The following is a 22,213-nucleotide window of genomic DNA, read 5'->3' as shown; positions in this document are numbered from 1 at the left end:
GCGACCTACGTCGTGACCCAGGCGGACATCGACGCGGGTGGTGTGACCAACACGGCCACGGTGACCGCCACCCCGCCGTCGGGGGAGCCACCCGTGTCTCCGCCGTCCACCGTCGAGGTCCCGGCCACGTCGGCCCCGGCGCTCACCGTGGTGAAGTCGGCGGATCTCACGGAGCTGACCGCTGCCGGGCAGACGATCACCTACTCGTTCCTGGCGACGAACAGCGGCAACGTCACGCTCACCGACATCGTGGTGACGGAGACGGACTTCACCGGTACCGGCACCGCGCCCGTGATCGAGTGTCCGGACGAGGCGGCGTCGTTGACGCCGGACGCGTCGATCACGTGCGAGGCGACCTACGTCGTGACCCAGGCGGACATCGATGCCGGTGGTGTGACGAACACGGCCACCGGCACCGGTACGCCGCCGACGGGGGAGCCACCCGTGTCTCCGCCGACGACCGTCGAGGTCCCGTCGACGTCCGCTCCGGCGATCACCATCGTCAAGACGGCCGACGTGGTCGAGATCACCGCAGCGGGACAGACCGTCAGGTATGCGTTCCTGGCCACCAACACCGGCAACGTGACCCTCGCAGACGTCGCCGTCACGGAGACGGCCTTCACCGGCACCGGGACGGTACCCGTCATCGAGTGCCCGGACGAGGCGGCGTCGCTGGCGCCGGACGCATCGGTGACCTGTGAGGCGACCTATGTCGTGACCCAGGCCGACATGGACGCCGGCGGGGTGACGAACACCGCCACCGCGACCGGGACACCGCCCACGGGCGAGCCCCCGGTGTCCCCGCCGTCCACCGTCGAGGTTCCGGCGACGGCCACCCCGGCGATCACGGTGGTGAAGTCGGCGAGCCCCAACACTCCGGACGCCTATCAGGTCGGCCAGGAGATCACCTACTCCTTCGTCGTCAGCAACACGGGCAACGTCACCCTCGCGGACATCACCGTGACCGAAGGCGACTTCTCCGGGACGGGCGACATGTCCGCGATCGAGTGTCCGGACGGCGCCGCCTCCCTGGCGCCGACCGCGCAGGTGACCTGCACGGCGACGTACGTCCTCACCCAGGAGGACGTCGATGCGGGGGAGGTGACGAACTCGGCGACGGCGACGGGCACCCCGCCCGGGGACCTCGAGCCGCCCGTCTCACCGCCGTCCGAGGCGCAGGTTCCCGTGCTGCCGGCTCCCGCGATCAGCGTCGTGAAGTCCGCGACGCCCGCGACGATGACGTCCGTGGGGCAGGTGCTCACCTACTCGTTCGTGGTCACGAACACGGGCAACGTCACTCTCGGCGACGTCACCGTCGAGGACATCGACTTCTCCGGCGAGGGGGAGCTGTCGATGATCGCGTGCCCGGTGGCGACGGAGAGCATGCTGCCCGGCCAGACCGTCACCTGCACCGCCGACTACACCACGACGCAGGCGGATGTCGACGCGGGGCTGCTGACGAACACCGCGACCGCGACCGGCACTCCGCCGTCCGGAGAGCCGCCCGTCTCGCCGCCCTCGACCGTGGAGGTGCCGTTCGACGGCACGGACTCCCTCGCCATCGAGAAGCGCGCGACGACCGTCGACGTGAACCACGACGGTGTCGTCGACCTCGGCGACCGTGTCGAGTGGACGATCGTCGTGAGGAACACGGGAGCGCAGACGATCAGCGACATCGTGGTGTCCGATCCCACCGCCGGCGCCGTCACCTGTCCGTCCACCGCACTCGGCTCGGGCGCGCAGATGACCTGTACGGTCCCCGCGCACACGATCACGGCCGGCGACGTCCGTCGTGGAGAGGTGCGGAACGTGGCGACGGTGACGGGGGACAGTCCCACCGGTGATCCGGTGGATCCGCCGTCCTCGCGGGCGACGACCGCGATCTCTCCGACGCCTCCGCCCGCTCTCGCCGGCACCGGTGGTGCGCTGTCGACCGGTCTGCTGCTGGGAGGGCTGCTCCTGCTCTTCGGCGCGGCGGTCATCCCGGTCGCCCGGCGACGCCGCCTGTCCCAGAACTAGAGCATCTCTGCGGTGGGCGCTGACCGTGCCCGCCGCAGAGGCGCTCCCGCACGAAAGGTTGTTGTCATGGCACCAGTCCGAAGAGGGGTGACAGCGGTCGGGTTGACGGCCGTCATCCTCGGCGCCGCCTTCCTCACCGTCGGGTGCACGCCCGCGCCCGTCCGCCCCGACCCCAGCCCGTCGGCATCCGTCGACGCCGGCGTCCAGCTCCCGGGGGAGAAGGCGGGTGTGGTCGGGGAGACGGCGTTGCCGACGGACATCCCCGACTCCCCGGAGGCTCGGGCCAGCACGCAGATCACCTCCTGCACCGCGACGGACGACGGGTGGGCCGCGGAGGGGACCGTGCGGAACCCGACCGACGCGGATGCGTCCTACGTCGTGACGGTCTTCTTCACGAGCGCGGCCGCGACCGTCGTCGGCACCGGACAGAAGAGCGTCGACGTCGCCGCGGGCGCCGAGGCGACCTGGTCCGTCGCCGCAGAGTTCACCGCCCCGGACGAGACTCTCTGCGCTCTCCGTGCCGTGGGGTGAGGGGATGACGCGAGAAGGGCGGATGCCGGGAGTTCACCCGGCATCCGCCCTTCTGGTTCAGCGGTGGTACTGATCGATCAGTTGAACTCGAGCGGGTGCGTGCCGACGCGGCCCGAGCCGTCGAGCGGGTCGAGGGCGTCGATGGCGGCGATCTCGGCGTCGGTCAGCTCGAAGCCGAACACGTCGAAGTTCTCGACCATGCGCTCCTTGCGGGTCGACTTCGGGAACACGATGATCCCCTTCTGCAGGTGCCAGCGGATGACGGCCTGCGCCGGGGTGACGCCGTGCGCCTCGGCGGCCGCGACGACGGCGGGGCTCTCGAACAGCGGGTACTTGCCCTGGCCGAGGGGACCCCACGACTCGATCTTCATGCCCCTGTCGGAACCCCACGCGAGCACATCGCGCTGCTGGTAGGCCGGGTGCAGCTCGATCTGGTCGACGGCGGGGACGATGCCGGTCTCGGCGACGAGGCGGTCGAGGTGCTCGGGCAGGTGGTTCGAGACGCCGATGGAGCGCGAGAGGCCGGCGTCGCGGATCTCGATGAGCTTCGTCCAGGCGTTGACGAACGTGTTCTTCTCGGGGGTGGGCCAGTGCGTCAGGTACAGGTCGACGAAGTCGAGGCCGAGCTTGTCGAGGCTCTCGCGGATGGCGTCGTGCGGCTGCTCGCCGGACTGACGGTCGTTCCAGAGCTTGGTGGTGATGAAGAGCTCGTCGCGCGGGATCCCGCTCTTCGCGATCGCGGCGCCGACCCCTTCCTCGTTCTTGTAGATCGCGGCCGTGTCGATGTGACGGTAGCCGACCTCGAGAGCCTCGGAGACGGCCTTCTCGGCCTCATCGGCGGGCACGAGGAAGACACCGAAACCCAGCTGCGGGATGGTGAAGCCAGAGTTCAGGGTGATGGTGGGAACTGTCATGTGTCTTAGCCTAGGAACCTTACGGCTTAGAAGTCCAACAGTTGAGAGTCATGGCAATCAGAACTGGGAGCGATCAATGGAACTGCGTCAGATGGAGTACGTCGTCGCGCTGGCGGATGAGCGGCACTTCACCCGCGCCGCCGAGTTGTCCGGCGTCTCGCAGTCAGGGCTCTCCGCCGCCGTCCGGAGCCTGGAGAACGAGCTGGGTGCGGTGCTGTTCGACCGGACGACTCGCCGCGTCGAGCCGACCGTCGCCGGGCGCGCGATGATCCCGCACGCCCGCGCGATGCTGGAGGAGGCGGCCCGCGCGCGCGACGCCGTGGTGCAGTCGAGTCAGTCGGTCTCGGGGGCCCTGCGCGTGGGGGCGGAGCAGTGCCTCGGGATCGTGGATGCCGCGGCGCTCCTCGAGCGTTTCCACCGCCGCTACCCGCTGGTCGAGACGGAGTTCGTGCAGGCGGGCTCGCATCAGCTCCTCGATTCGATGCGCGCCGGCGAGCTCGACGTCGCGTTCGTCGCTGCCCACCGCCACCTCGGAGCGCTGCGCCGGCAGATCCTCGGGCAGGAGCCGCTCGTCCTGCTCGTCCATCCGGACCATCCGCTCGCCGGTGCGGGAAGCGTGGACTGGGAGAGCCTCGACAACGAGACGTTCGTGGACTTCGGCACCTCGTGGGGAGTGCGAGCCATGAACGACGAGACGTTCACGGCGAAGGGCCTCAACCGTCGCGTGCGGTGCAGCGTGAGCGACGTGCACACGCTGCTCGGACTCGTCGGGCGGGGGATGGGGATCGCGGTCGTCCCGCAGCACGTCGCCGCCAAGCCTCAGGCGGCGGGGCTCTCACGCCTCACCCTGAAGAACAGCGCGTCGGCGGAGTGGACCGTCAGCGCCGTGACCGCGACGCAGGAGTCGACCAGCGTGCCGGCCGTGCTGCTCCTCGAACTGCTCCAGGACATCGAGCCGCGTCGGGACGTGGTCACCGCGGCCTGACGCGCGACGTCGCTACCCGTCCGTCTCGACGATCGGGCCGCTGCCCGTCAGCGCGTACTCGGAACCGTCGGAACGGCGCTCGACGAGCTGATAGTCGACCAGGTAGCGGCGGAGCACGGCGACGTCGTCCGAGTAAGGGAGCAGCCGGCTGTTGACCTCGCGCTCGGTGAGCACCTCGTCGGTGTCGAAGACGCCGCGCGCGACCCACGCGAGGAGCTCGCCCCGCTCCTCGAGGTTCGCCGGGTACTGCCTGATCCGCCCGTCGTCGACGAAGCGCTCGATTCCGTCCCGTCGCGGAACCGGTGCGGACTCGAGGATCGCGCGGAAGGCGTCCGGCGCGAGCGCTCGGGTGGCGGGGTCGACCAGACCACTCTGCAGCACGGCCTCGGTCGCACGCCGGCGTCTCGACGGGGAGAGCCCGTCCGTCGCGGTCTCCAGGTCGGCTCCCAGCATCACCCGGGCGGCGATGCGCCGGGTCTCCGGATTCGCGAGGATCGCGATCAGCGGTCGCCAGCGGTTCGAGTGCTCCATCTGCGTCTCCCCTCTTCCGGTCCAGGCTACGTCCGTGACACCGGGGCCCTCCATCCGCCACACTGGGTCCCATGGGATCAGCGTTGACCACCATCGGACTGCCCGTCGCTCTGGGCATCATCATGCTGGGCCTCGGGCTCAGCCTCACCCTCGCCGACTTCGCGCGGGTGCTGAAGCAGCCGAAGGCGGTGATCATCGCCCTCCTCTGTCAGCTCATCCTGCTGCCGGCCATCTGCTTCGGCCTGGTGCTCGCGTTCCAGCTTCCGCCGGTACTGGCTGTCGGCATGATGATGCTCGCGGCCTCCCCGGGCGGCACCACCGCGAATCTGTACAGTCACCTGTTCCGCGGCGACATCGCCCTCAACATCTCCCTGACCGCGGTGAACTCGGTGATCGCCGTGATCACCCTGCCGATCATCACCAACTTCGCGATCGCCTACTTCGAGCCGTTCGACGATCGACTGGGCCTGCAGTGGTCCAAGGCGCTCGAGGTCTTCGCGATCGTGCTGCTCCCGGTGGCGCTCGGCATGCTCGTGCGCCGCTTCTGGCCGGCCTTCGCGGCGGGCATGGACAAGCCGGTCCGGATCGCCTCGGTCGTGATCCTGGTCGTCGTGATCGCGGGTGCGGTCGCCTCGAACTGGAGTCTCCTGGTCGCGAACTTCACGCAGCTGGCGCTGATCACCGTACTCTTCTGCCTGATCAGCCTCGCTGTCGGCTTCCTCGTTCCGCGGATGCTCCGGGTGGGGAAGCGCCAGTCGATCGCGACCTCGTTCGAGATCGGCATCCACAACGCCACGCTCGCGATCGTCATCGCGCAGTCCGTCCTCGGGTCCGTGGAGTTGAGCCTCCCCGCAGCCGTCTACGGCGTTCTGATGTTCTTCATCGCGTTCGGCTTCGGCTTCCTGATCCGGGACCGGTCCGTGGGGGAGGCCGCGGAGGTTCCCGCGTCCGCATCGGGCTCGGCTTCATAGACTGGAGCGATGCGACCGCTCACCGAAGCCGACGTCCGGGCATCGTTCGTCAATGCGGATGCCGACGAGCTGCACGTCATGGAGATGCCCCACGACTTCCTTCTCGTCGACTGGGACTACCTCGACTTCTTCGCCTGGCAGGACCCGGGTGCGAGCCGCCGCGGCTACGTGCTGATCCAGCAGGAGGACCGCGTGGCCGGCATCGTCCTGCGTGCCACGGAGCCCGGCCGCGGGCGCTCGGGGCTGTGCGACATCTGTCACACCATGCAGCCGGGCAACCAGATCGCGCTCTTCTCCGCGCGCCGCGCCGGAGAGGCGGGACGCCGCGGCGACTCGTTCGGGGCGTACATGTGCGCGGACCTCTCCTGCCACGAGAACGTGCGCCTGGCCCATCCGCTCGCCCCGAACGAGGTCCGGGCGCCGGGGCAGGCCGACCTCCGCCTCGACGGCACGCGTCGCCGGATGGAAGGGTTCGTCGCGCGCGTGTGGGACGGCTCCTGATCGCGGTTACGCTGGACCCACACGTCCTGCGCTCGAAGGAGAAGCCATGAGTGATGCCATCCTGTTCGCCGTCGAAGAGGGGATGGCGCGGCTCACGCTGAACCGTCCGGCCCGTCTCAACGCGTTCAACGCCGACCTCGCCCATGCCTGGAAGGATGCGACCGCCGAGGCGACCTCGCGGCCCGATGTGAAGGCGATCCTCATCGACGCATCGGGTCCCGCGTTCTGCGCGGGCGGCGACGTCATCGACATGGCGACGACCATGGGCGCATCCGGATCGGAGATCACCGCGCTCGCCGAGGTGATCAACTCCGGCATCCGATCGCTGACCGAATCCGCGATCCCGGTGGTCGCCGCGGCGCACGGGACGACCGCGGGTGGCGGACTCGGCATCCTGCTGTGCAGCGACTACGCCGTGGTCGGGTCGCGCTCCAAGCTCGGCAGCCTGTACGCCAACATCGGCCTGACCCCCGACCTCTCGGTCTCGGCGCAGCTCGCGCGTGCGGTCGGTCAGCGCCGCGCGCTCCAGCTGGTGCTGCAGGACCGTCTGCTGTCGTCGGCGGAGGCTGTCGAGTGGGGCCTCGTGGCCGAGGCCGTCGAGGGCGAGGATTCCGCCGCGGAGGCCGCACTCGTGAAGGCGCGCGGCGAGGAGATCGCCCGCTTCTGGCTCGCGGGAGCTGCCGACGCCTACGGGCAGGCGAAGCGTCTGGTGCGTGCGCAGCCGGAACGCACCTTCGTCGAGCAGCTGAGCGAGGAGGCGCGCTCGATCGGCGCGGCTCTGGAGACCCCGGATGCTCAGGCCCGGGTCGCGGCCTTCGCCGCAGCCTCCGCCAAGAAGGTCGGCTGACCTCTCCTGCCTCTTCGACGGGAGCGCGGCGACTTTCCCCACACCGGGCGACAGCCGTCGGATCGTCCGGCACGCGTGGCAGTATGAAGGCATCGCCGCTCGACGAGAGGATCGCCATGTCCCAGCCGGACATCACCACGCAGCAGCCGCAGGGTGAGAAGAAGAACATGTCGCTGCTGATCCGAGGTTCCCTCTGGATCGCCATCGGCGCCCTGATCGCCGCGGCGCTCGTGTGCGTCATCTGGGTGCTGATCGGGGACCAGGACGGCCTGATCGGACGGGCCTTCCTCACCATCCTGCTGCTGGCGGCCTTCGCCGGGATCGCGATCCTGGAGGCCGGCCTGGCGCCCAACCGCCCCGACTGGCTGCAGCTGGCGAGCATGGTGAGCTGGATCGTCGCGCTGCTCGTCGGCGCAGTGAAGATCTGGCTGCCGGAAGACGGCTACTACTTCGGAGCCGAGCGCTTCTTCCAGCTCCTGCTCGTGATCGGCATCCTGCAGCTCGCACTCCTGCACGTGCGACTGTTCACGCCGGCCGCACAGCGGTACGTCACCACGTTCACGCGCGTGATCTACATCGTGACGATCACGTTCCTGGCCGCCCTCGTCGGCATGCTCGTGTTCTTCCTCGCCTTCCCGAACACCTTCCACTACGGCGAGCTGTACTGGCGCATCGTGGTCGCGCTCACGATCCTCGTCGCTGTCGGCACCACGCTCATCCCGTTGCTCAACGCCCTGTTCGCTCCGAAGAAGAAGGAGCCCCGGGCGCCTGCCGCCGCGGCTGCTCCCTCGTGGCCGACGTACGCCGACGGGATCAGCCCGCTGCCCGCGCTGCACGACGGGTCGCCGGATTGGAACGCGTACTACACCGGGTACCCCACGGTCACTCCGCCCCCGCAGGCGCTCGCACAGGCACCGGCCTCGTCGTTCCCGATCGCACCGCAGCCGATCGCGCCGCAGCCCGCCGCGCCGCAGTCGTTCGCGCCCCCGGTCGTTCCCGTCGAGCCTCCGGTGGCGTCGACCGGTCCGCAGCCGCCGGCGCCGCAGCAGGGAGAGCCGCCCGCATTCCCGCCGCCCCCGCCCGCGCCGCAGCAGCCGACACCGTGAGCCTCGCGCTCGAGCTGGGCGAACTCGCGGCCGAGATCGCCCGCGAGGCGGGGGAGCTCGCACGCACGAGGCGGCAGGAGGGAGTGCGCCTCGCGGCGACCAAGTCGAGCCTCGCCGACATCGTGACGGAGGCCGACCGTGAGGTCGAGGCGCTCATCCGCGAGCGACTGCGCGCCTCGCGTGCCGACGACGGATTCCTCGGGGAGGAGTCGGGTGCCGAGGGCGGTGCCAGCGGGATCACCTGGGTCGTCGATCCCATCGACGGCACCGTGAACTACGCGTACGGGATCCCCGCATACAACGTGAGCATCGCCGCTGTCCGAGGCGAACCGGATCCCGAGTCCTGGGAGGCGCTCGCCGCCGCGGTCAACGCGCCCGCGCTCGGCGAGATCTTCACCGCAGCCCGAGGACACGGGGCGTGGTCGGACGGCATCCGCCTCGCGGTCACCGAGGAGACGCCGGCCGGGGCGCTCCTCGCGACCGGCTTCGGGTACGACCCCGCCACGCACGACGGCGACCTGGCGACGGTGGGGCGCGTCATGCCGATGGCCCGCGATCTGCGGCGGATGGGCTCTGCCGCGCTCGATCTGGCGTACGTCGCCGCGGGGCGACTCGACGGCTACTTCGAACGCGGACTGAAGCCGTGGGATCACGCGGCGGGAGCGCTCCTGGTCGCCGAAGCGGGCGGCATCGTCTCGAGGATCGACGTCGATTCCCCGCGTCCCATGCTGATCGCCGGAGGGCCCGACGTCCACGCTCGACTGCGCGTGATCCTCGATGAGAACACTGACCGATCCATGGCATTCCCAGGCTGATCAGGGTAGGGTTTTACGCGATCGTCACTTTCCCCACCCGAAGGTGGAACGTGAATTTGCGCCCCCGAGCTTGACGCACGACCGAGAGAAACGCTTTGCCCTTCGAGAATCCCCAGGCTGCCTCTGCGCCCACGCGCCGGTCCAGCCGACTCCGCATCGCGGCCTCCGAGGCCCCCGCGGCGGGAACGACGGCACCCATCTCCGCCGCTGAGTCCGCTCTGGCCCTCGCCGCGGTCGCACCTCTTTCCCGACGTGCTGCTCGCGAGCGGAAGGCTTCCGACGCCCCTGTCGTCGAGGCGCCGCTCGTGCCCTTCATCGCCGAGAGCCCGGCGCCGGTCGTCACCGACGTCCCGGCCGTGCCGGTCGCCACCGAGACCGACGCCGTCGAGGAGCTCATCGAGGTCGCAGCGGCCACGGAGGCCCCCGCCGTCTCGGACGTATCCGGCTTCCACGACATCACCGAGCCCGTCGATGCTGCGGCATCGTCCGACGCGCCCGCACGAGATCTTCCGGCCGACGATGACGTCGATGCCTTCGAGCGCGCCTCCCGCGCCTTCCGCGACACGGGATCGGTCCCGACCGTCTCCGCTTTCGTGCGGACGGCCCCGGCCGCCGAGTCCGTCGAGGTCGACGCGCCCACGCACGTCGCTCCCCGTCGTCGCCGCAACATCCGCAAGATCGTGGCCGTCGGTGCCACCGTCGGCGTGATGAGCCTCGCCGGCCTCCTCGCGGTGTCCATGACGCTTCCCGCCGAGGCTGTGGCCGCGGTCCAGGGTGGCAAGGCGGCCTCCGCGATGTCACTGGTCACCGCCGGTGCAGCCGACGCCAAGGGGACGGCCGCCGACGAGATCCAGGCCTTCGTCGCACCCTCCGGCGTCGAGAACGAGTCCCTCGCCCGCGCCGACGACTTCAGCACCGTGTCGCTGGTCGAGGTCGCTGCCGAGCAGGGCATCAACTACTCGGGGGAGATCTTCACGAACGACCCCGAGGCCGCGATCCAGTGGCCGTTCCTCGTCGGCGTCGGCATGAGCTACGGGTACGGCATGCGCAGCGGTCGTCTGCACGAGGGCATCGACTTCGTCCCCGGTAACGGCGCACCCGTCCAGGCCATCGCCGACGGCACCGTGCGCATCGCCACCGAGCAGGGCGGCGCCTACGGCGTCACCGTGTACATCGATCACGTCATCGACGGTTCGGTCATCACGAGCCACTACTCGCACATGCAGTACGGTTCGCTGCAGGTCAAGGCCGGCGACACCGTCAAGGTCGGCACCATCGTCGGAAAGACCGGAAACACGGGTCGTTCCTACGGTGCGCACATGCACTTCGAGCTCATCGTCAACGGATCGACCATCGACCCGATGCCGTGGCTCAAGGAGAACGCCGGTCGCACGTCGTACTGATCGGCTCGATTTCATGAGGACGCCACAGTGATGGTATTCTCGTACGGTTGCCCCGCGAGGGGCAGCACGCCCCGATAGCTCAGTGGCAGAGCACTTCCATGGTAAGGAAGGGGTCGTCAGTTCAATCCTGACTCGGGGCTCGCAGCATTCTTCTCACGCGGACGGATGCCTCGCGGCAGGGTAGCTCAGCTGGTTAGAGCGCACGACTCATAATCGTGAGGTCGCGGGTTCAAGCCCCGCTCCTGCTACAGATGAAAACCCCCGGACCTCCGGGGGGTTTTGTCGTATCCGGGAGTCGTGCGGCCCCGGGCAGGGCGAGCTCGCCGATGGTCTCGGCGACACATGCGCCGGTGTAGGCCAGGCGGAACGCGTGCAGGTGGCAGCATCGTGCCGTTCGCTGAGAGCGCCGCAGCAAACGAAGACCCCCGCTCGCCTCAGACAGGCGGGCGGGGGTCTTTGTTAGGGGAAGCGGGATTCGCCGCGGTCAGGGGAGCGGCGGCAGCCCGGCCGTGACGCGTCTCGTGTTCACGAGAGTCCTAAAGCCATCCCACTCGGCCTGCGTCACGTTCTGCGGGGCGCCCCACAGTTTGAATTCGCGCTGTGCTGCTCCGACGGACAACGTCTGGAACGTGAACTCACCGACGATTGCTCGTCGACGCAGGTCCGAGTTGTCGCTGTCGACTCCGTTGATGTTGTAAATCGTGCGCATGAGAATGTCCTTCTGCTGGGGGGGTTCGGGTTGCGTCGGCACGTCACCGATATATCGTTCGAAATCTACGCTGTTCTTATAGCCCAACTGGTTCGGCGTTCCTCCGATCCAGAGCGACACGTGTACGTGCGGACCGTAGCCACTGTCGCTATCGAATCCGGAGGCTCCGGAGTAGGCGATTACTTGTCCTCGCTCCACCCGTCGCCCCACGGGAACCGCGCTGGAGTTCAGGTGGAGATACCGGATGTAGTTGCCGTCATCGCCGGCCAGTGCGAGGAACCGACCCGTGGCCGTGGAGGTCGTATCCTTGCGTGCCGCGATCACTCCGCCGGTGGCAGCCCGGACGGGCGTCCCCTTGGCCACCGAATAGTCGGTTCCTGGCTCGGCGGAAGTCGGGTTGCGGTTCTTGTGGCCCTGCCACGAATCGGAGATCGGCACGTTGCCGCAGGGGCGTAGGTACGTGCCGGCGGCTGTGGCCGACATCGGACTCGTCACCGCGTCGAAGCCGAATGCCGCGAGTCCCATGGTGAGGCCGGACGTGACCAACAGTGAGCGGCGCGTTATCGCGAGAGACGGAGGCGCGGCGGCCGTGGACTCTTCGTTCAGCTCGCCGCACACTACTGGGTCCCGCCTTCGTTCTTGCCCTCGATGAGGTTCTGCACCTGTTCCTCCGGTAGCGGTTCCAGCGACGCGTTGGCCATCTGAATGTCGGGTGCTTCGGGAGTGCCTCCGATTGTGCACTGCGCCTCTCCCTGGGCCCCCGATGTCTGAGCAGGCACCAGGACCAGCCACTGGGGATCGACCGAGCGTTCTTCGACGCGAACGCTGTTCGTGTCGAACTCGACGTCCTCAGCGAAAGCGGACACCGTGGCGTCAATGCAAAGCGTCGTGAGTTCCTCCTGCGAGAAACCGTCGGATTGGTTCGTGCTCGACGTGGGTACCTGCCCCGAAGGACCCGAAGAGGCGGCGCAGCCCGTGAATGCGACGGCGCCGAGGAGTAACAAGGCGCCCGCCACGGCGCGTGATCTGTTTGGTGGACTCATGCTCACACCGTATGGAGTAATTGTCCGACGCCGCTGTCCCCTCTTCGGCCTACAGACCCATCTGCGCTCGCAGTGATACGTTGGCAGATCCCCACGAGCCTGCGGGTCGAGCGTGGCCCTTTTCGCCACATGCCCTCGATGTATCGAAAGCAAGCTGACGAGGTTATTGGGAAGGCGCGGACTTGACTGCCGCATGGTGGAATCGGCCCGATCGAGGCGAACGTGAAGACTCTGCCGATGAGGCCGGGACGCCGCGTCAGTCGACGACGCGCATGAGCCGGTCGCGGGACCGTTCGATGTGGGCGCGCATCGTCGCGGACGCCTCGTCGGGGTCGCCGGCGGTGATGGCGCGGACGATTGCCTCGTGCTCGTCGACGGTGTCGGCGACATATGCGCCGGTGTAGGCCAGCCGGAACGTGTGCAGGTGGCAGTGGGTGCGCGCGTACGCCTGACGGACCGTCTCGTTCTGCGCCGAGCGGAACACCAGGTCGTGCAGTCGCACGTCGTGCCGGGAGAGCAGACGGTAGGCGTCCGCTTCCCCGATCGCGGATCGGCCGGCCTCGACCTCCTGGGCGAGGTCGTCGACGTCGGTCGCGGATCGGCGGGCGGCGGCGCTGGCTGCGCTGCCCGGTTCGAGCAGGAGACGCAGTTCGAACAACTCCGTCAGCCGCGTGCGATCGAGGAGGTCCGTCGTGCGGTATCCGCGGAGAGGGAGCTTCTCGACGAGCCCATCGGACTCCAGGCGGGCGAGCGCTTCGCGCACCGGGGTGGGCGACACCTCGAACTGTCGGGCGAGTTCGCCGGCATTGATGCGGGCGTCCGGCGGGAACGTGCCGTCGAGGATCGACTGCTGAAGCGCCCCGTACACCTCGTCGCCCAGCATCATGCGCGCGCCGGGGGAGAAGGAGGGCAGTTGACCGAGTGTAGACATCCGACCTTTCCCTTGACAGAGTCGCTGAGTCCCGCAATCATATCCTTTGAAAGATCAAATACGATATTTCAAAACTTCTCCCTGGAGGCTCAAAGATGCGCATCAGAAAGAACGTGCGGCTCGGCGCCGTCGTCGCGGCCGCCGCCGCTCTCACCCTCGCGCTCGGCGCGTGTACCCCGCAGAACGCCGAGCCCGGCGCCGGCGGCGAATCCGACGGCGGTGACCTCTCCTCGGTCCGCGTCGCCCTCGTCCCCGGCGGTGCGCACCCGTACTTCCAGCCGTGGATCGCGGCGGGGGAGAAGGCCGCGAAGGACTTCGGCCTCGGCGAGGTCACCTTCAACGAGACCTCCGAATGGGATCAGACCAAGCAGAACGACGTGATCAACTCCCTCGTCGCCAACGGCTACAACGCCTTCGGGATTTTCGGCGTCTCCCCGACGGACATCAACTCCACCTTCAAGAAGCTCACCGATGCCGGCGTCGCGGTCGGATCGATCGCCTCCTGCCCGGCCGGTGACGAGAACCTCGCCGCGTTCTGCCTCTCTACCGACACCGAGGAGGCCGCGTACCAGGCCGCCGCCGCGGCGATCGAGGCGATCGGCGGCAAGGGCACGATCGTCCACATGACCGGCAACAACGTCGACTCGAACACGCAGCGCCGCATCGAGGGCGTCAAGCGGGCGATCGACGAGACCGACGGCGCCGTCACCCTGCTGCAGACGATCACCGACGTCGACACCGACCTGGCCACCGCGCAGAAGGCCGCCTCGGACCTCCTGGCCGCCAGCGGCTCGGAGATCAGCGCGATCGTCACGACCGCGTACAACCCGGCGGTCGCGAGCGCCGAGGCCATCGCGGAATCCGGCCTCGACATCCAGCTCATCGCGATCGACGACGACCCGACCATCCTCGACGGCATCCGCGACGGCTCGATCTACGGCACCGTCGCCCAGAACCCGACCGGACAGGCCTACGTGGGCAGCTGGGTGCTCGGCCAGCTCGCGAGCGGCGCCTGCGAGATGGCGGACCCCGGCGTGATCGTCGACTCCGGATCGTTCGTCGTCACCAAGGACAACGTCGAGACCTACGGCGACGAGCAGAGCGCCTTCGCCGACAAGGTGAAGAAGCAGTTCGAAGACGAACTGCTCACCTGCAAGTGATCTGACCCCCACCCAGGAGATGTACCCGATGGCCAGTACGATCACCGATGCTCGCGCGTTCCTCGTGGACGTCGCCGTGGAGACCGAACGCACGGATGCCGTGCAGAGCTTCGTGTCCCAGGAGACGATCTTCGTCGAGCTCACCACGAGCGATGGCCTGCACGGCCTCGGATACTCCTACACGATCGGGACAGGGGGTCGCGCGGTGCTCTCGATGCTGCGCGACCACCTGCTCCCGATCCTGGTCGGACAGGAGGCCGACCGCATCGAAGCGGTCTGGTTCCGCCTGTTCGCCTCGACCCGCGCCACGACGACCGGTGCGATCACCTCGCTGGCCCTCGCGGCCGTCGACACGGCGCTGTGGGACATCGCCTCCCGCCGTGCCGGTCTGCCGCTCTGGCGCCTCGCCGGCGGCTTCCGCCGCGACATCCCCCTCTACGACACGGAGGGCGGCTGGCTGCACCTGAGCACCGACGAACTGGTGGCCGGTGCCCTCGCCTCGAAGGATGCGGGGCTCAAGGGCGTCAAGGTGAAGATCGGGAAGCCGAGCGGCCAGGAGGACCGTGAGCGGCTGACCGCGGTCCGCGAGGCCGTCGGCTCGCACTTCGACATCATGGTCGACGCCAACCAGTCGATGACCGGTGCCGAGGCGATCCGCCGCGCCCGCCTGTTCGACGGCCTCGACCTCGGCTGGATCGAGGAGCCGCTGCCCGCGGACGACATCGAGGGCCACGCGCGGCTCGTCGCCTCCACCTCCACGCCCATCGCGGTCGGCGAATCGATGTACTCGATCGCGCAGTTCCGCGAGTACCTCGACCGCGGGGCCGCGGGGATCGTCCAGGTCGACGTCGCCCGCATCGGCGGCATCACGCCCTGGCTGAAGGTCGCGCACCTCGCGGAGTCGTTCAACGTGCACGTGTGCCCGCACTTCCTGATGGAGCTGCACGTGAGTCTCGTTGCCGCCGTGCCGAACGGCCGCTACGTCGAGCACATCCCGCAGCTGCGCGCGATCACCCGCACCGGGATGGCCATCGAGGACGGTCGCGCGCTCGCCCCCGAGACCCTCGGGCTCGGCATCGACTGGGACCGCGACGCCATGGACGACAGGATCGTCCTCTGATGTCCCGTCTGCGTCACGCCGCCCGCGCCGAGATCCGCTCGCCCCGCGCGCTCCTCGTCATCCTCATCGTCGTCCTGGTCACGACCCTCGCGATCCTCAAGCCGGCTTTCCTCAACGGGCCCTTCGTCATCGCGCCGCTGCTCACGACGATCGCGATCTTCACCGTGGTCGGCCTCGCCCAGATGGTGGTGCTCTCGATCGGGCACATGAACCTCGCCGTCGGGCAGCTCGCCGGGGTGGGCGCTCTCGTCATGGGCGCGGCCTTCGAGAACCTCGGGATGCCGCTCCTCGTCGGCCTCGCCCTCGGCGTCCTCGCCAGCACGGCACTCGGCGCCCTCGCGGGGTGGATCATCGCCAAGACCGGGGTCAACTCCTTCATCGTCACCCTGGCCATGAGCTTCACGCTCCTCGGATTGATCCCGACGCTGTACAAGTCGTGGAGCACCGGCCAGGCCTTCACCGTCTCACCCGCGGGGTTCGAGACCATCGGCCGCGGCACCTTCGCCGACGTGTGCATGTTCGGCTACTGCGGATCGAACGCGGTTCCGCTCATGGTGCTCCCGGCCCTCGGGTGCATGGCCGTCATCTGGTACTTCTACACCTGCACACGCAGCGGACGCGAGGTCCTGATGACCGGCAGCAGTGTGAAGGCGGCCGAGCTCTCCGGTATCCCGACCGCACGCCGGACCATCCTCGCCCACGCGCTGTCCGGGCTGCTCGCCGCGATCGCCGGGTTCCTCCTGGCCGCGAGCACGGGCTCGTTCACCCCCGCGATCGGGAGCGAGTTCATGCTGTCGTCGTTCCTCGGACCGATCCTCGGCGGGACCCTTCTCGCCGGAGGACTCGTGTCGATCGTGGGCACCGCGCTCGGGATCACCCTGACCTCGGTCATCCGCAAGGGACTGGAGCTGTTCGGCGTCGGGCTCGAGACGCTCAACGTCCTGCTCGGCTGCATCCTCCTCGCGGCGCTCGCCACGGATCGTCTGCGGCTGGTCTTCGCCCGGCGCCGCCCGGCCAAGGCGACGGAGTCCGCAGCGACCCTCGCCGTCGAACTGGATGAGGCGGAGGCCCACCGATGAAACGCATCATCAGCGCGAACAACCTCCTGCTGGTCGGGATCGTCGTCGTCGGCGCAGTCATCCTGGGCCTGGCGACCTCCGGCCAGTTCTTCGGTCCGGTCTCGATGACGAGCTTCTTCCGGTTCGTCAGCGTGCCGATCCTCATCGGTCTGGCGCAGATGATCACCCTCTGCGTGGGTCAGCTCAACCTGGCGGTCGGTGCCATCGGCGGTGTGGCCGCGTGCTTCACCGGAGTGATCGTCACGTCCTGGGGCGTCCCGCCGTGGATCGGTGCGCTCGTCGCCGTGCTCACGGGCGCGGTGCTCGGCCTGGCGAACGGCCTGCTGGTCGTCGGCACCCGGATCAACGGCTTCATCGTGACCCTCGCGATGTCGCAGATCCTGATCGGCGTGCAGTACGCCCTCGTCGGCACCCGCACCATCGAGCGGAAGGCGTGGCCGGAGCTCGCCGCCTTCGGCCGGTCCGACATCCTGGGCATCCCGACCATCTTCCTGATGACGCTGGTGGTCGCGGTGATCGTCGCCCTCTACTTCGCGCAGACGGTGTCCGGACGCAAGCTCCTCGCCAGCGGCGGCAACGCCTCGGCCGCGCAGCTCGCGGGCATCTCGACAGACCGGGCGCTGATCGTCGCGCACACCCTCTCCGGACTCCTCTGCGGCGTCGCGGCGATGGTGAGCATCTCGTTCCTGCCCGGCGTGAACACCACGGTCGGCGGCGACTGGCTCCTGCCGAGCTTCGCGGCACCGATCATCGGCGGCGTCGCCCTCGCCGGTGGCACGGTGGCCGTGCTGGGCACGGTGCTCGCAGCGATGGTCGTGCGCCTCGTCGACGCGGCCAGCCCGATCTTCCGGTTCGACGCCGAGGTCGTGAACTTCGTGGTCGGCGCGGTCGTACTCGGCACGGTGGCCCTCGGCAAGCTGCGCGAGGTGCAGGCGTCGCGCCATGCCAGCAGGATCAGATCGTTGCGCGCGGAAGCCGCACTGGCGGAGGTGAAGCGATGACCGTCGCACTCGAAGTCCGGAACCTGCGCAAGACGTTCCCCGGCGTCACCGCGCTCGCCGATGCGAACCTCACCCTGGAAGCGGGCTCCGTGCACGCGCTGATGGGCGAGAACGGCGCCGGGAAGTCCACGCTCATCAAGATCGTCACGGGGGTGCAGGGCGCCGACTCCGGCAGCCTGATCCTCGACGGCGAGGAGGTCTCGTTCGCGAATCCCCTGGAGGCCATGGCCGCCGGCATCGGCGTCGTGCACCAGGAGCGCAACGTCGTCCGCGAGTTCACGGTGGGGGAGAACATCGCCCTGTCCGCCGTGCCGAGACGCGCGGGCACCGTCGACTGGCGCCGGGTGTGGCGGGAGTCCCAGCGCTGCCTGGACATGCTCGACCTCGACATCGATCCGCGCACCCCCATGCGCGAGCTGTCGGCCGCCCAGATCCAGCTCGTCGAGATCGCGCGCGGCCTGTACCGGAGCGCGAAGGTGCTGCTCCTCGACGAACCGACCGCGTCTCTCAGCAACGACGAGGCCGAGCGGCTCTACAAGGTCGTCCACCAGCTGAGCGCCGAGGGCACCGCCATCGTGCTCGTGAGCCACAAGCTCGACGAGGTCTTCGCGCACTGCGACGCGATCACGGTGCTCCGCGACGGCAGCACCGTGATGCCCTCGCAGCCGATCGCGGACACGACGCACGACGAGGTGGTCGCCCGGATGGTCGGGCGCACGCTCGCCGACCTCGAGGTCGAGGAGCGCGAGGTCGACCGGACGGTCACCCCCGCACTCGAACTGACCGACGTGAGCACCGCCGCCGGGCATCGGCGCATCTCGCTCGCCGTCCACCCGGGGGAGGTGCTCGGCATGTACGGCCTCGTCGGCGCCGGTCGCACCGAGCTCGCCCGAGCCATCCTCGGGCTGGACCGCGTCATCGGGGGCGACGTGAGAGTCGAGGGGAAGGCCGTGCGGATCCGCTCCGTGCGCGACGCGCTGCGGCGCTTCCGCATCGGCTACGTCACCGAGAACCGCAAGGAGGAGGGGGTCTTCCTCCTCCAGTCGATCACGCGCAACGTGGCCGTCACCGTGTGGTCCGCGATCTCCAAGGTGCTGGGCTTCGTGCCCGGCCGCGCGGAGCGGAGCGCGGTGCAGGCGCAGATCGAGGCCCTCGACATCAAGATCTCCTCGCAGGACCAGCTCGCCGGGCAGCTGTCCGGCGGCAACCAGCAGAAGGTCTCGCTGGCCAAGTGGCTCGCCGCTCGGACCAAGGTGCTGATAATCGATGAGCCCACCGTCGGGATCGACGTCCGCACCAAGCGCGCCTTCTACGAACTCATCTGGCGCCTCGCCGACGACGGGATGGCGATCCTGCTGATCTCCAGCGACCTCGCCGAGATGGTGACACTCGCTGACAGGATCGTCGTCATGGACCAGTTCATCGTGCGCGGCGTCGTGGAGAACACGCACGACTATCAGCCGATGAGCGCCGCCGTGATGAGCCACATCCACGGATCAGCGGTGGAGGCGTCATGATCCCCGTCCGGACGCACCGCGGTCTCGATCTCACCGTGCTCGGGATGGGATGCGCCCAGCTCGGCAACCTCGGCACCCGGATGACGGACGAGGAGGCGGAGGCGACGGTCCACGCGGCTTGGGACGCCGGCATCCGCTTCTTCGACACGGCTCCGCACTACGGGCTCGGGCTCTCGGAGCGGAGGCTCGGGCGCGCGCTCGCCGCGTATCCTCGGGACGAGTACGTGGTCTCCACGAAGGTCGGCCGTCTGCTCGTGCCGAGTCCGGAGACGGCTCACCAACGGGACACGGACAACCTCTTCGACGTGCCGTCCGACCACCGGCGCGTGTACGACCTCAGCCGCGACGGTGTGCTGCGGTCGCTCGAGGAGAGCCTGGAGCGACTCGGACTCGATCGGATCGACGTCGTCTACATGCACGACCCCGACGACCATGCCGAGGCCGCGCGGACGACCGGCGCGCAGACACTGTCGGCTCTCCGCGAAGAAGGCGTCATCCGCGGATTCGGTGCGGGGATGAACCAGGCGGGGATGCTCGCCGATCTCATCGAGCAGACCGACGTCGACATCGTGATGTGCGCCGGCCGGCTGACGCTGCTGGAGCAGGAGAGCAGCCGGCGGATGCTGAGGCTCGCGGGGGAGCGCGGCGTCGCGGTGGTCGCCGCAGCCGTCTACAACTCGGGGCTCCTCGCCCGTGACTCGGTGCCCGACCGGGTGACCTACGACTATGCCGACGCGCCGACGGAGATCCTGGCGAGAGCGCGCGGGATCGAACGCCTGTGCCGCGCGCACGGGACGACGCTCCCCGCCGCCGCCGTGCAGTATCCCCTGCGGTTCCCGCCGGTGGTCTCGGCCGTCGTCGGGATGCGGGGACCGACGCAGGTCGCGGAGGCCGTCCAGCGGACGGCGGCGCCGATCCCGGACGAGCTGTGGGATGCCCTCGAGGAGTCCGGGTTCATCATCTCGCCGGATTCCGTCTGACCGAGCCCGAACCGCGAAGGAGAGACATGCGCATCGCCCTGCACTCGATCATCGTCGAGGGCGCGGTCGACGATTACCGCTCGCACCACGCCCGCGTCCCCGACGGGCTCCGCGACCTGTTCGCCGACGCCGGCATCCGGGACTGGACCATCTGGCGCTCGGGCCGCGATCTGTTCCACCTCGTGGAGTGCGACGACTTCGATGCCGCGATGCGCATCGTCGACGCCTCCGCGATCAACGATGCCTGGCAGGCGGACATCGGTCGCTTCGTCGAGGGATTCCGCGGCCCGGACGGCGACGACGGCTTCACGCCCATCGAGCAGGTGTGGGCGCTCTCGGCGCAGCGCCGCGCCGAGCTCTGAGCGGGCCCCGCCGTCAGGGCTTCGCGTCCGGAGCCGCTCCGAGCGGTGCGGTGCTCTCCCGGGGACCGCGGAGCACGAACCACACGACCGCCAGCCCGAGAACGCCCGCGAGCAGGTACACCACGTTGGCGATGGAGGCGATGCTGCTCGCGGTGCCGACTCCCGTGGCGAAGACCGAGAAGTCCCACACGCCGTGCAGCACCATCGCCCAGATCAGCGATCCGGTGACCCGACGCAGGATGTAGAACGCGGTGCCACCGAGGAACGCCGCGCCGACCTGGCTCGCGGTGCCCGCGACGGGCGAGCCGAGCAGGATGTTGACGAAGTGCATCAGCGCGAACAGGGCCGATGTGAGGAACCACACCCAGACCTCGGAGAGCCGCGACCGCAGCGCCGTGAGCAGCAGTCCGCGGTGGACCAGCTCCTCCGTGAAGCCGACGAGGAGCAGGGCGAGGGACGCTCCGAGGAAGGCGCCGCTGTACGCGCTCCAGTCCGTCGCGGAGAGGTTCAGCGCGGCCGCGACGGCGACCAGGATCGGGACGAAGATCGGCCACTTGTGATGGCTGCGCTGCGCGTCGAAGAGCGCGGGGCGCCACCAGCCCAGCAGGCTCGTGGTGATCGCGAGGAGCACGGTCGCGACTATGAGTGAGAGTCCGGCCCCGAGGAAGAGGTTCTCGGCGGTGTCGCCCCAGTCGGCGTAGGGGATCCCGGTCGACTTCTGGATCGCGAACACCACGACGATGTACCCGACCCAGATGGCGAGTCCGATCCAGATGCGCGGTTTGACGCGGAGCGTGGTCTCGGTCATGCGGAGCGCGTCTCCGGGTATGTCGGCTCGGTGTCGGCACCGGCGACTCGCCCGCGGATGAAGAAGATCATCACGAGGCCGGCCACGATCACGGCGATGTTCCCGAAGGCGGCGAACGGCGTGAGCGCGCCTGCGGACGGGTACGCGGTGAGCAGGAAGATGCTCGGGTCGGTGCTCGCGTGGAGCAGGATCGGCGCGAGGATCGTGCCCGTGACGCGGAGCGCGAGATACATCAGGATGCCGAACGCGAAGGTGTACAGGAGCTGGATCATCGTCGGCAGCAGCTCCTGCCCGGAGAGCAGGTTGCCGGCGTGCAGGAGAGAGAAGAGCGCAGCGGAGACCAGCGCGACGGCGATCTCCCGGTGGCCCGCCTTGCGCATCAGGTTCACGACGAGACCGCGGGTGAGGACCTCTTCGGAGAACCCGATGAGGAGGCCGGTCAGCAGCCAGGTGAGGACCACATCGACGCCGACCTTGTCGTAGTCGATCGCCACGAACCGGAGGACGTTGAACAGCAGCACGACGACGATCGCGATCCACATCCATCCGCGGCCGCGGATGGGCTGCCGCCCGAAGACCTCGCGCCACCAGCCGACGGACAGGGTGAACGCCGCCAGCAGCGCCGCGCCGATGAGCTCGGGCAGCAGGTAGAACACCGCGACCCCGGCCGTGCCGTCCGGATCGGTGACCTGCACGGCCAACGGGGTGAGCAGCAGCGAGAGCAGCTGGAACAGCGCGAAGTAGACCGCGGTGAGCAGGAGGGCCCGCCACCAGCCTCCCTGTTCCCAGAACCTCTTCCACAACGAGGGGGCGGTCGCGGGTGCGGACATGGAGGGCTCCAGACGGATGGGGGACGGCCGACTGTTCGTCAGTTTGACGT

23 protein-coding genes, 2 tRNA genes and 1 pseudogene are annotated in these 22,213 nt (G+C 69.0%); 19 read left to right on the top strand and 7 right to left on the bottom strand.

Features of this window, described 5'->3' with window-relative positions:
- Together AC07VM_RS10730 and AC07VM_RS10725 are read left to right on the top strand one after the other, a co-directional pair.
- Positions 1–2,019: DUF7507 domain-containing protein (locus AC07VM_RS10730; protein ID WP_494911131.1), on the top strand; the 2,019-nt coding region annotated here is incomplete at its 5' end.
- A gap of 66 nt (positions 2,020–2,085) precedes the next feature.
- Entirely contained in the window at positions 2,086–2,550 is a 465-nt protein-coding gene (locus AC07VM_RS10725) for a hypothetical protein (protein ID WP_494911130.1), read from the top strand.
- Between the two features lie 77 nt (positions 2,551–2,627).
- On the opposite strand, the gene AC07VM_RS10720 is transcribed toward AC07VM_RS10725, so the two are convergent.
- The gene (locus tag AC07VM_RS10720) at positions 2,628–3,464 is read right to left on the bottom strand and encodes an aldo/keto reductase (protein WP_494911129.1); all 837 of its coding nucleotides are present in this window, start codon (positions 3,462–3,464) and stop codon (positions 2,628–2,630) included.
- Between the two features lie 76 nt (positions 3,465–3,540).
- Here AC07VM_RS10720 and AC07VM_RS10715 point away from each other — a divergent pair, with 76 nt between their 5' ends.
- Complete coding sequence (locus AC07VM_RS10715) at positions 3,541–4,449, top strand: LysR family transcriptional regulator (protein WP_494911127.1); 909 nt, start codon at positions 3,541–3,543, stop codon at positions 4,447–4,449.
- A gap of 12 nt (positions 4,450–4,461) precedes the next feature.
- On the opposite strand, the gene AC07VM_RS10710 is transcribed toward AC07VM_RS10715, so the two are convergent.
- Positions 4,462–4,980, bottom strand: coding sequence for a DUF2087 domain-containing protein (locus tag AC07VM_RS10710; protein ID WP_494911125.1), 519 nt, complete (start codon positions 4,978–4,980; stop codon positions 4,462–4,464).
- A 71-nt stretch (positions 4,981–5,051) separates the two neighbouring features.
- Here AC07VM_RS10710 and AC07VM_RS10705 point away from each other — a divergent pair, with 71 nt between their 5' ends.
- The 8 genes from AC07VM_RS10705 (at position 5,052) to AC07VM_RS10670 (ending at position 10,871) form a co-directional block, all read left to right on the top strand.
- Entirely contained in the window at positions 5,052–5,951 is a 900-nt protein-coding gene (locus AC07VM_RS10705) for a bile acid:sodium symporter family protein (RefSeq protein ID WP_267417468.1), read from the top strand.
- Between the two features lie 9 nt (positions 5,952–5,960).
- Positions 5,961–6,452: an FBP domain-containing protein gene (locus AC07VM_RS10700; RefSeq protein WP_267417469.1), complete on the top strand. Its 492-nt coding sequence runs from the start codon at positions 5,961–5,963 to the stop codon at positions 6,450–6,452.
- 46 nt (positions 6,453–6,498) lie between these two features.
- Positions 6,499–7,299 carry an enoyl-CoA hydratase/isomerase family protein gene (locus AC07VM_RS10695; RefSeq protein WP_494911123.1) on the top strand — a complete coding sequence of 267 codons (801 nt, stop codon included), beginning with the start codon at positions 6,499–6,501 and terminating at the stop codon, positions 7,297–7,299.
- Between the two features lie 116 nt (positions 7,300–7,415).
- Positions 7,416–8,405, top strand: coding sequence for a hypothetical protein (locus AC07VM_RS10690; RefSeq protein WP_267417471.1), 990 nt, complete (start codon positions 7,416–7,418; stop codon positions 8,403–8,405).
- Positions 8,402–9,220 (top strand): inositol monophosphatase family protein, encoded by an 819-nt coding sequence (locus AC07VM_RS10685; protein ID WP_494911121.1) that lies wholly within the window; start codon positions 8,402–8,404, stop codon positions 9,218–9,220. The genes AC07VM_RS10690 and AC07VM_RS10685 overlap by 4 nt, the downstream gene beginning before the upstream one ends.
- Before the next feature lie 305 nt (positions 9,221–9,525).
- On the top strand, positions 9,526–10,623 hold the full coding sequence (locus tag AC07VM_RS10680; RefSeq protein WP_494911119.1) for a M23 family metallopeptidase: 1,098 nt from the start codon (positions 9,526–9,528) through the stop codon (positions 10,621–10,623).
- Between the two features lie 68 nt (positions 10,624–10,691).
- Positions 10,692–10,763 (top strand) — tRNA-Thr (locus AC07VM_RS10675).
- Between the two features lie 34 nt (positions 10,764–10,797).
- Positions 10,798–10,871, top strand: a tRNA-Met gene (locus AC07VM_RS10670).
- 236 nt (positions 10,872–11,107) lie between these two features.
- Here the strand turns inward: AC07VM_RS10670 and AC07VM_RS10665 are convergent.
- The 3 genes from AC07VM_RS10665 to AC07VM_RS10655 form a co-directional block, all read right to left on the bottom strand.
- Positions 11,108–11,857: a M23 family metallopeptidase gene (locus AC07VM_RS10665; protein WP_494911117.1), complete on the bottom strand. Its 750-nt coding sequence runs from the start codon at positions 11,855–11,857 to the stop codon at positions 11,108–11,110.
- 92 nt (positions 11,858–11,949) lie between these two features.
- Positions 11,950–12,375, bottom strand: a complete 426-nt coding sequence (locus tag AC07VM_RS10660) for a hypothetical protein (RefSeq protein WP_494911115.1) — start codon at positions 12,373–12,375, stop codon at positions 11,950–11,952.
- Between the two features lie 256 nt (positions 12,376–12,631).
- The gene (locus AC07VM_RS10655; protein WP_267417474.1) at positions 12,632–13,306 is read right to left on the bottom strand and encodes a GntR family transcriptional regulator; all 675 of its coding nucleotides are present in this window, start codon (positions 13,304–13,306) and stop codon (positions 12,632–12,634) included.
- A gap of 95 nt (positions 13,307–13,401) precedes the next feature.
- Between AC07VM_RS10655 and AC07VM_RS10650 the strand changes: the two genes are divergently transcribed.
- From AC07VM_RS10650 to AC07VM_RS10615, 8 genes and pseudogenes are all read left to right on the top strand, one after another.
- Positions 13,402–14,466, top strand: coding sequence for a sugar ABC transporter substrate-binding protein (locus tag AC07VM_RS10650; RefSeq protein ID WP_267417475.1), 1,065 nt, complete (start codon positions 13,402–13,404; stop codon positions 14,464–14,466).
- Positions 14,467–14,494: 28 nt separating this feature from the next.
- Positions 14,495–15,586: a mandelate racemase/muconate lactonizing enzyme family protein gene (locus AC07VM_RS10645; RefSeq protein WP_494911112.1), complete on the top strand. Its 1,092-nt coding sequence runs from the start codon at positions 14,495–14,497 to the stop codon at positions 15,584–15,586.
- On the top strand, positions 15,586–16,665 hold the full coding sequence (locus tag AC07VM_RS10640; protein ID WP_267417477.1) for an ABC transporter permease: 1,080 nt from the start codon (positions 15,586–15,588) through the stop codon (positions 16,663–16,665). The genes AC07VM_RS10645 and AC07VM_RS10640 overlap by 1 nt, the downstream gene beginning before the upstream one ends.
- Positions 16,662–17,666 carry an ABC transporter permease gene (locus tag AC07VM_RS10635; RefSeq protein WP_267417479.1) on the top strand — a complete coding sequence of 335 codons (1,005 nt, stop codon included), beginning with the start codon at positions 16,662–16,664 and terminating at the stop codon, positions 17,664–17,666. The genes AC07VM_RS10640 and AC07VM_RS10635 overlap by 4 nt, the downstream gene beginning before the upstream one ends.
- A pseudogene (locus AC07VM_RS10630) lies at positions 17,663–18,157 on the top strand (ATP-binding cassette domain-containing protein); the annotation flags it as partial. The gene AC07VM_RS10635 and the pseudogene AC07VM_RS10630, both read left to right, overlap by 4 nt.
- Positions 18,158–18,319: 162 nt before the next feature.
- Entirely contained in the window at positions 18,320–19,183 is an 864-nt protein-coding gene (locus tag AC07VM_RS10625; protein ID WP_494911707.1) for an ATP-binding cassette domain-containing protein, read from the top strand.
- The gene (locus tag AC07VM_RS10620; RefSeq protein WP_494911110.1) at positions 19,180–20,163 is read left to right on the top strand and encodes an aldo/keto reductase; all 984 of its coding nucleotides are present in this window, start codon (positions 19,180–19,182) and stop codon (positions 20,161–20,163) included. The genes AC07VM_RS10625 and AC07VM_RS10620 overlap by 4 nt, the downstream gene beginning before the upstream one ends.
- Before the next feature lie 26 nt (positions 20,164–20,189).
- The gene (locus AC07VM_RS10615) at positions 20,190–20,525 is read left to right on the top strand and encodes an L-rhamnose mutarotase (protein ID WP_494911108.1); all 336 of its coding nucleotides are present in this window, start codon (positions 20,190–20,192) and stop codon (positions 20,523–20,525) included.
- Positions 20,526–20,538: 13 nt separating this feature from the next.
- On the opposite strand, the gene AC07VM_RS10610 is transcribed toward AC07VM_RS10615, so the two are convergent.
- On the bottom strand, positions 20,539–21,333 hold the full coding sequence (locus AC07VM_RS10610; RefSeq protein WP_494911107.1) for a CPBP family intramembrane glutamic endopeptidase: 795 nt from the start codon (positions 21,331–21,333) through the stop codon (positions 20,539–20,541).
- Positions 21,330–22,163, bottom strand: a complete 834-nt coding sequence (locus AC07VM_RS10605; protein WP_267417486.1) for a CPBP family intramembrane glutamic endopeptidase — start codon at positions 22,161–22,163, stop codon at positions 21,330–21,332. Before AC07VM_RS10605 ends, AC07VM_RS10610 begins: the two co-directional genes overlap by 4 nt.
- Positions 22,164–22,213: the final 50 nt, after the last annotated feature.

Source organism: Microbacterium sp. GW821-FHT01D02, from assembly GCF_059422585.1.
This window is presented reverse-complemented; position numbering and strand designations above follow the sequence as displayed.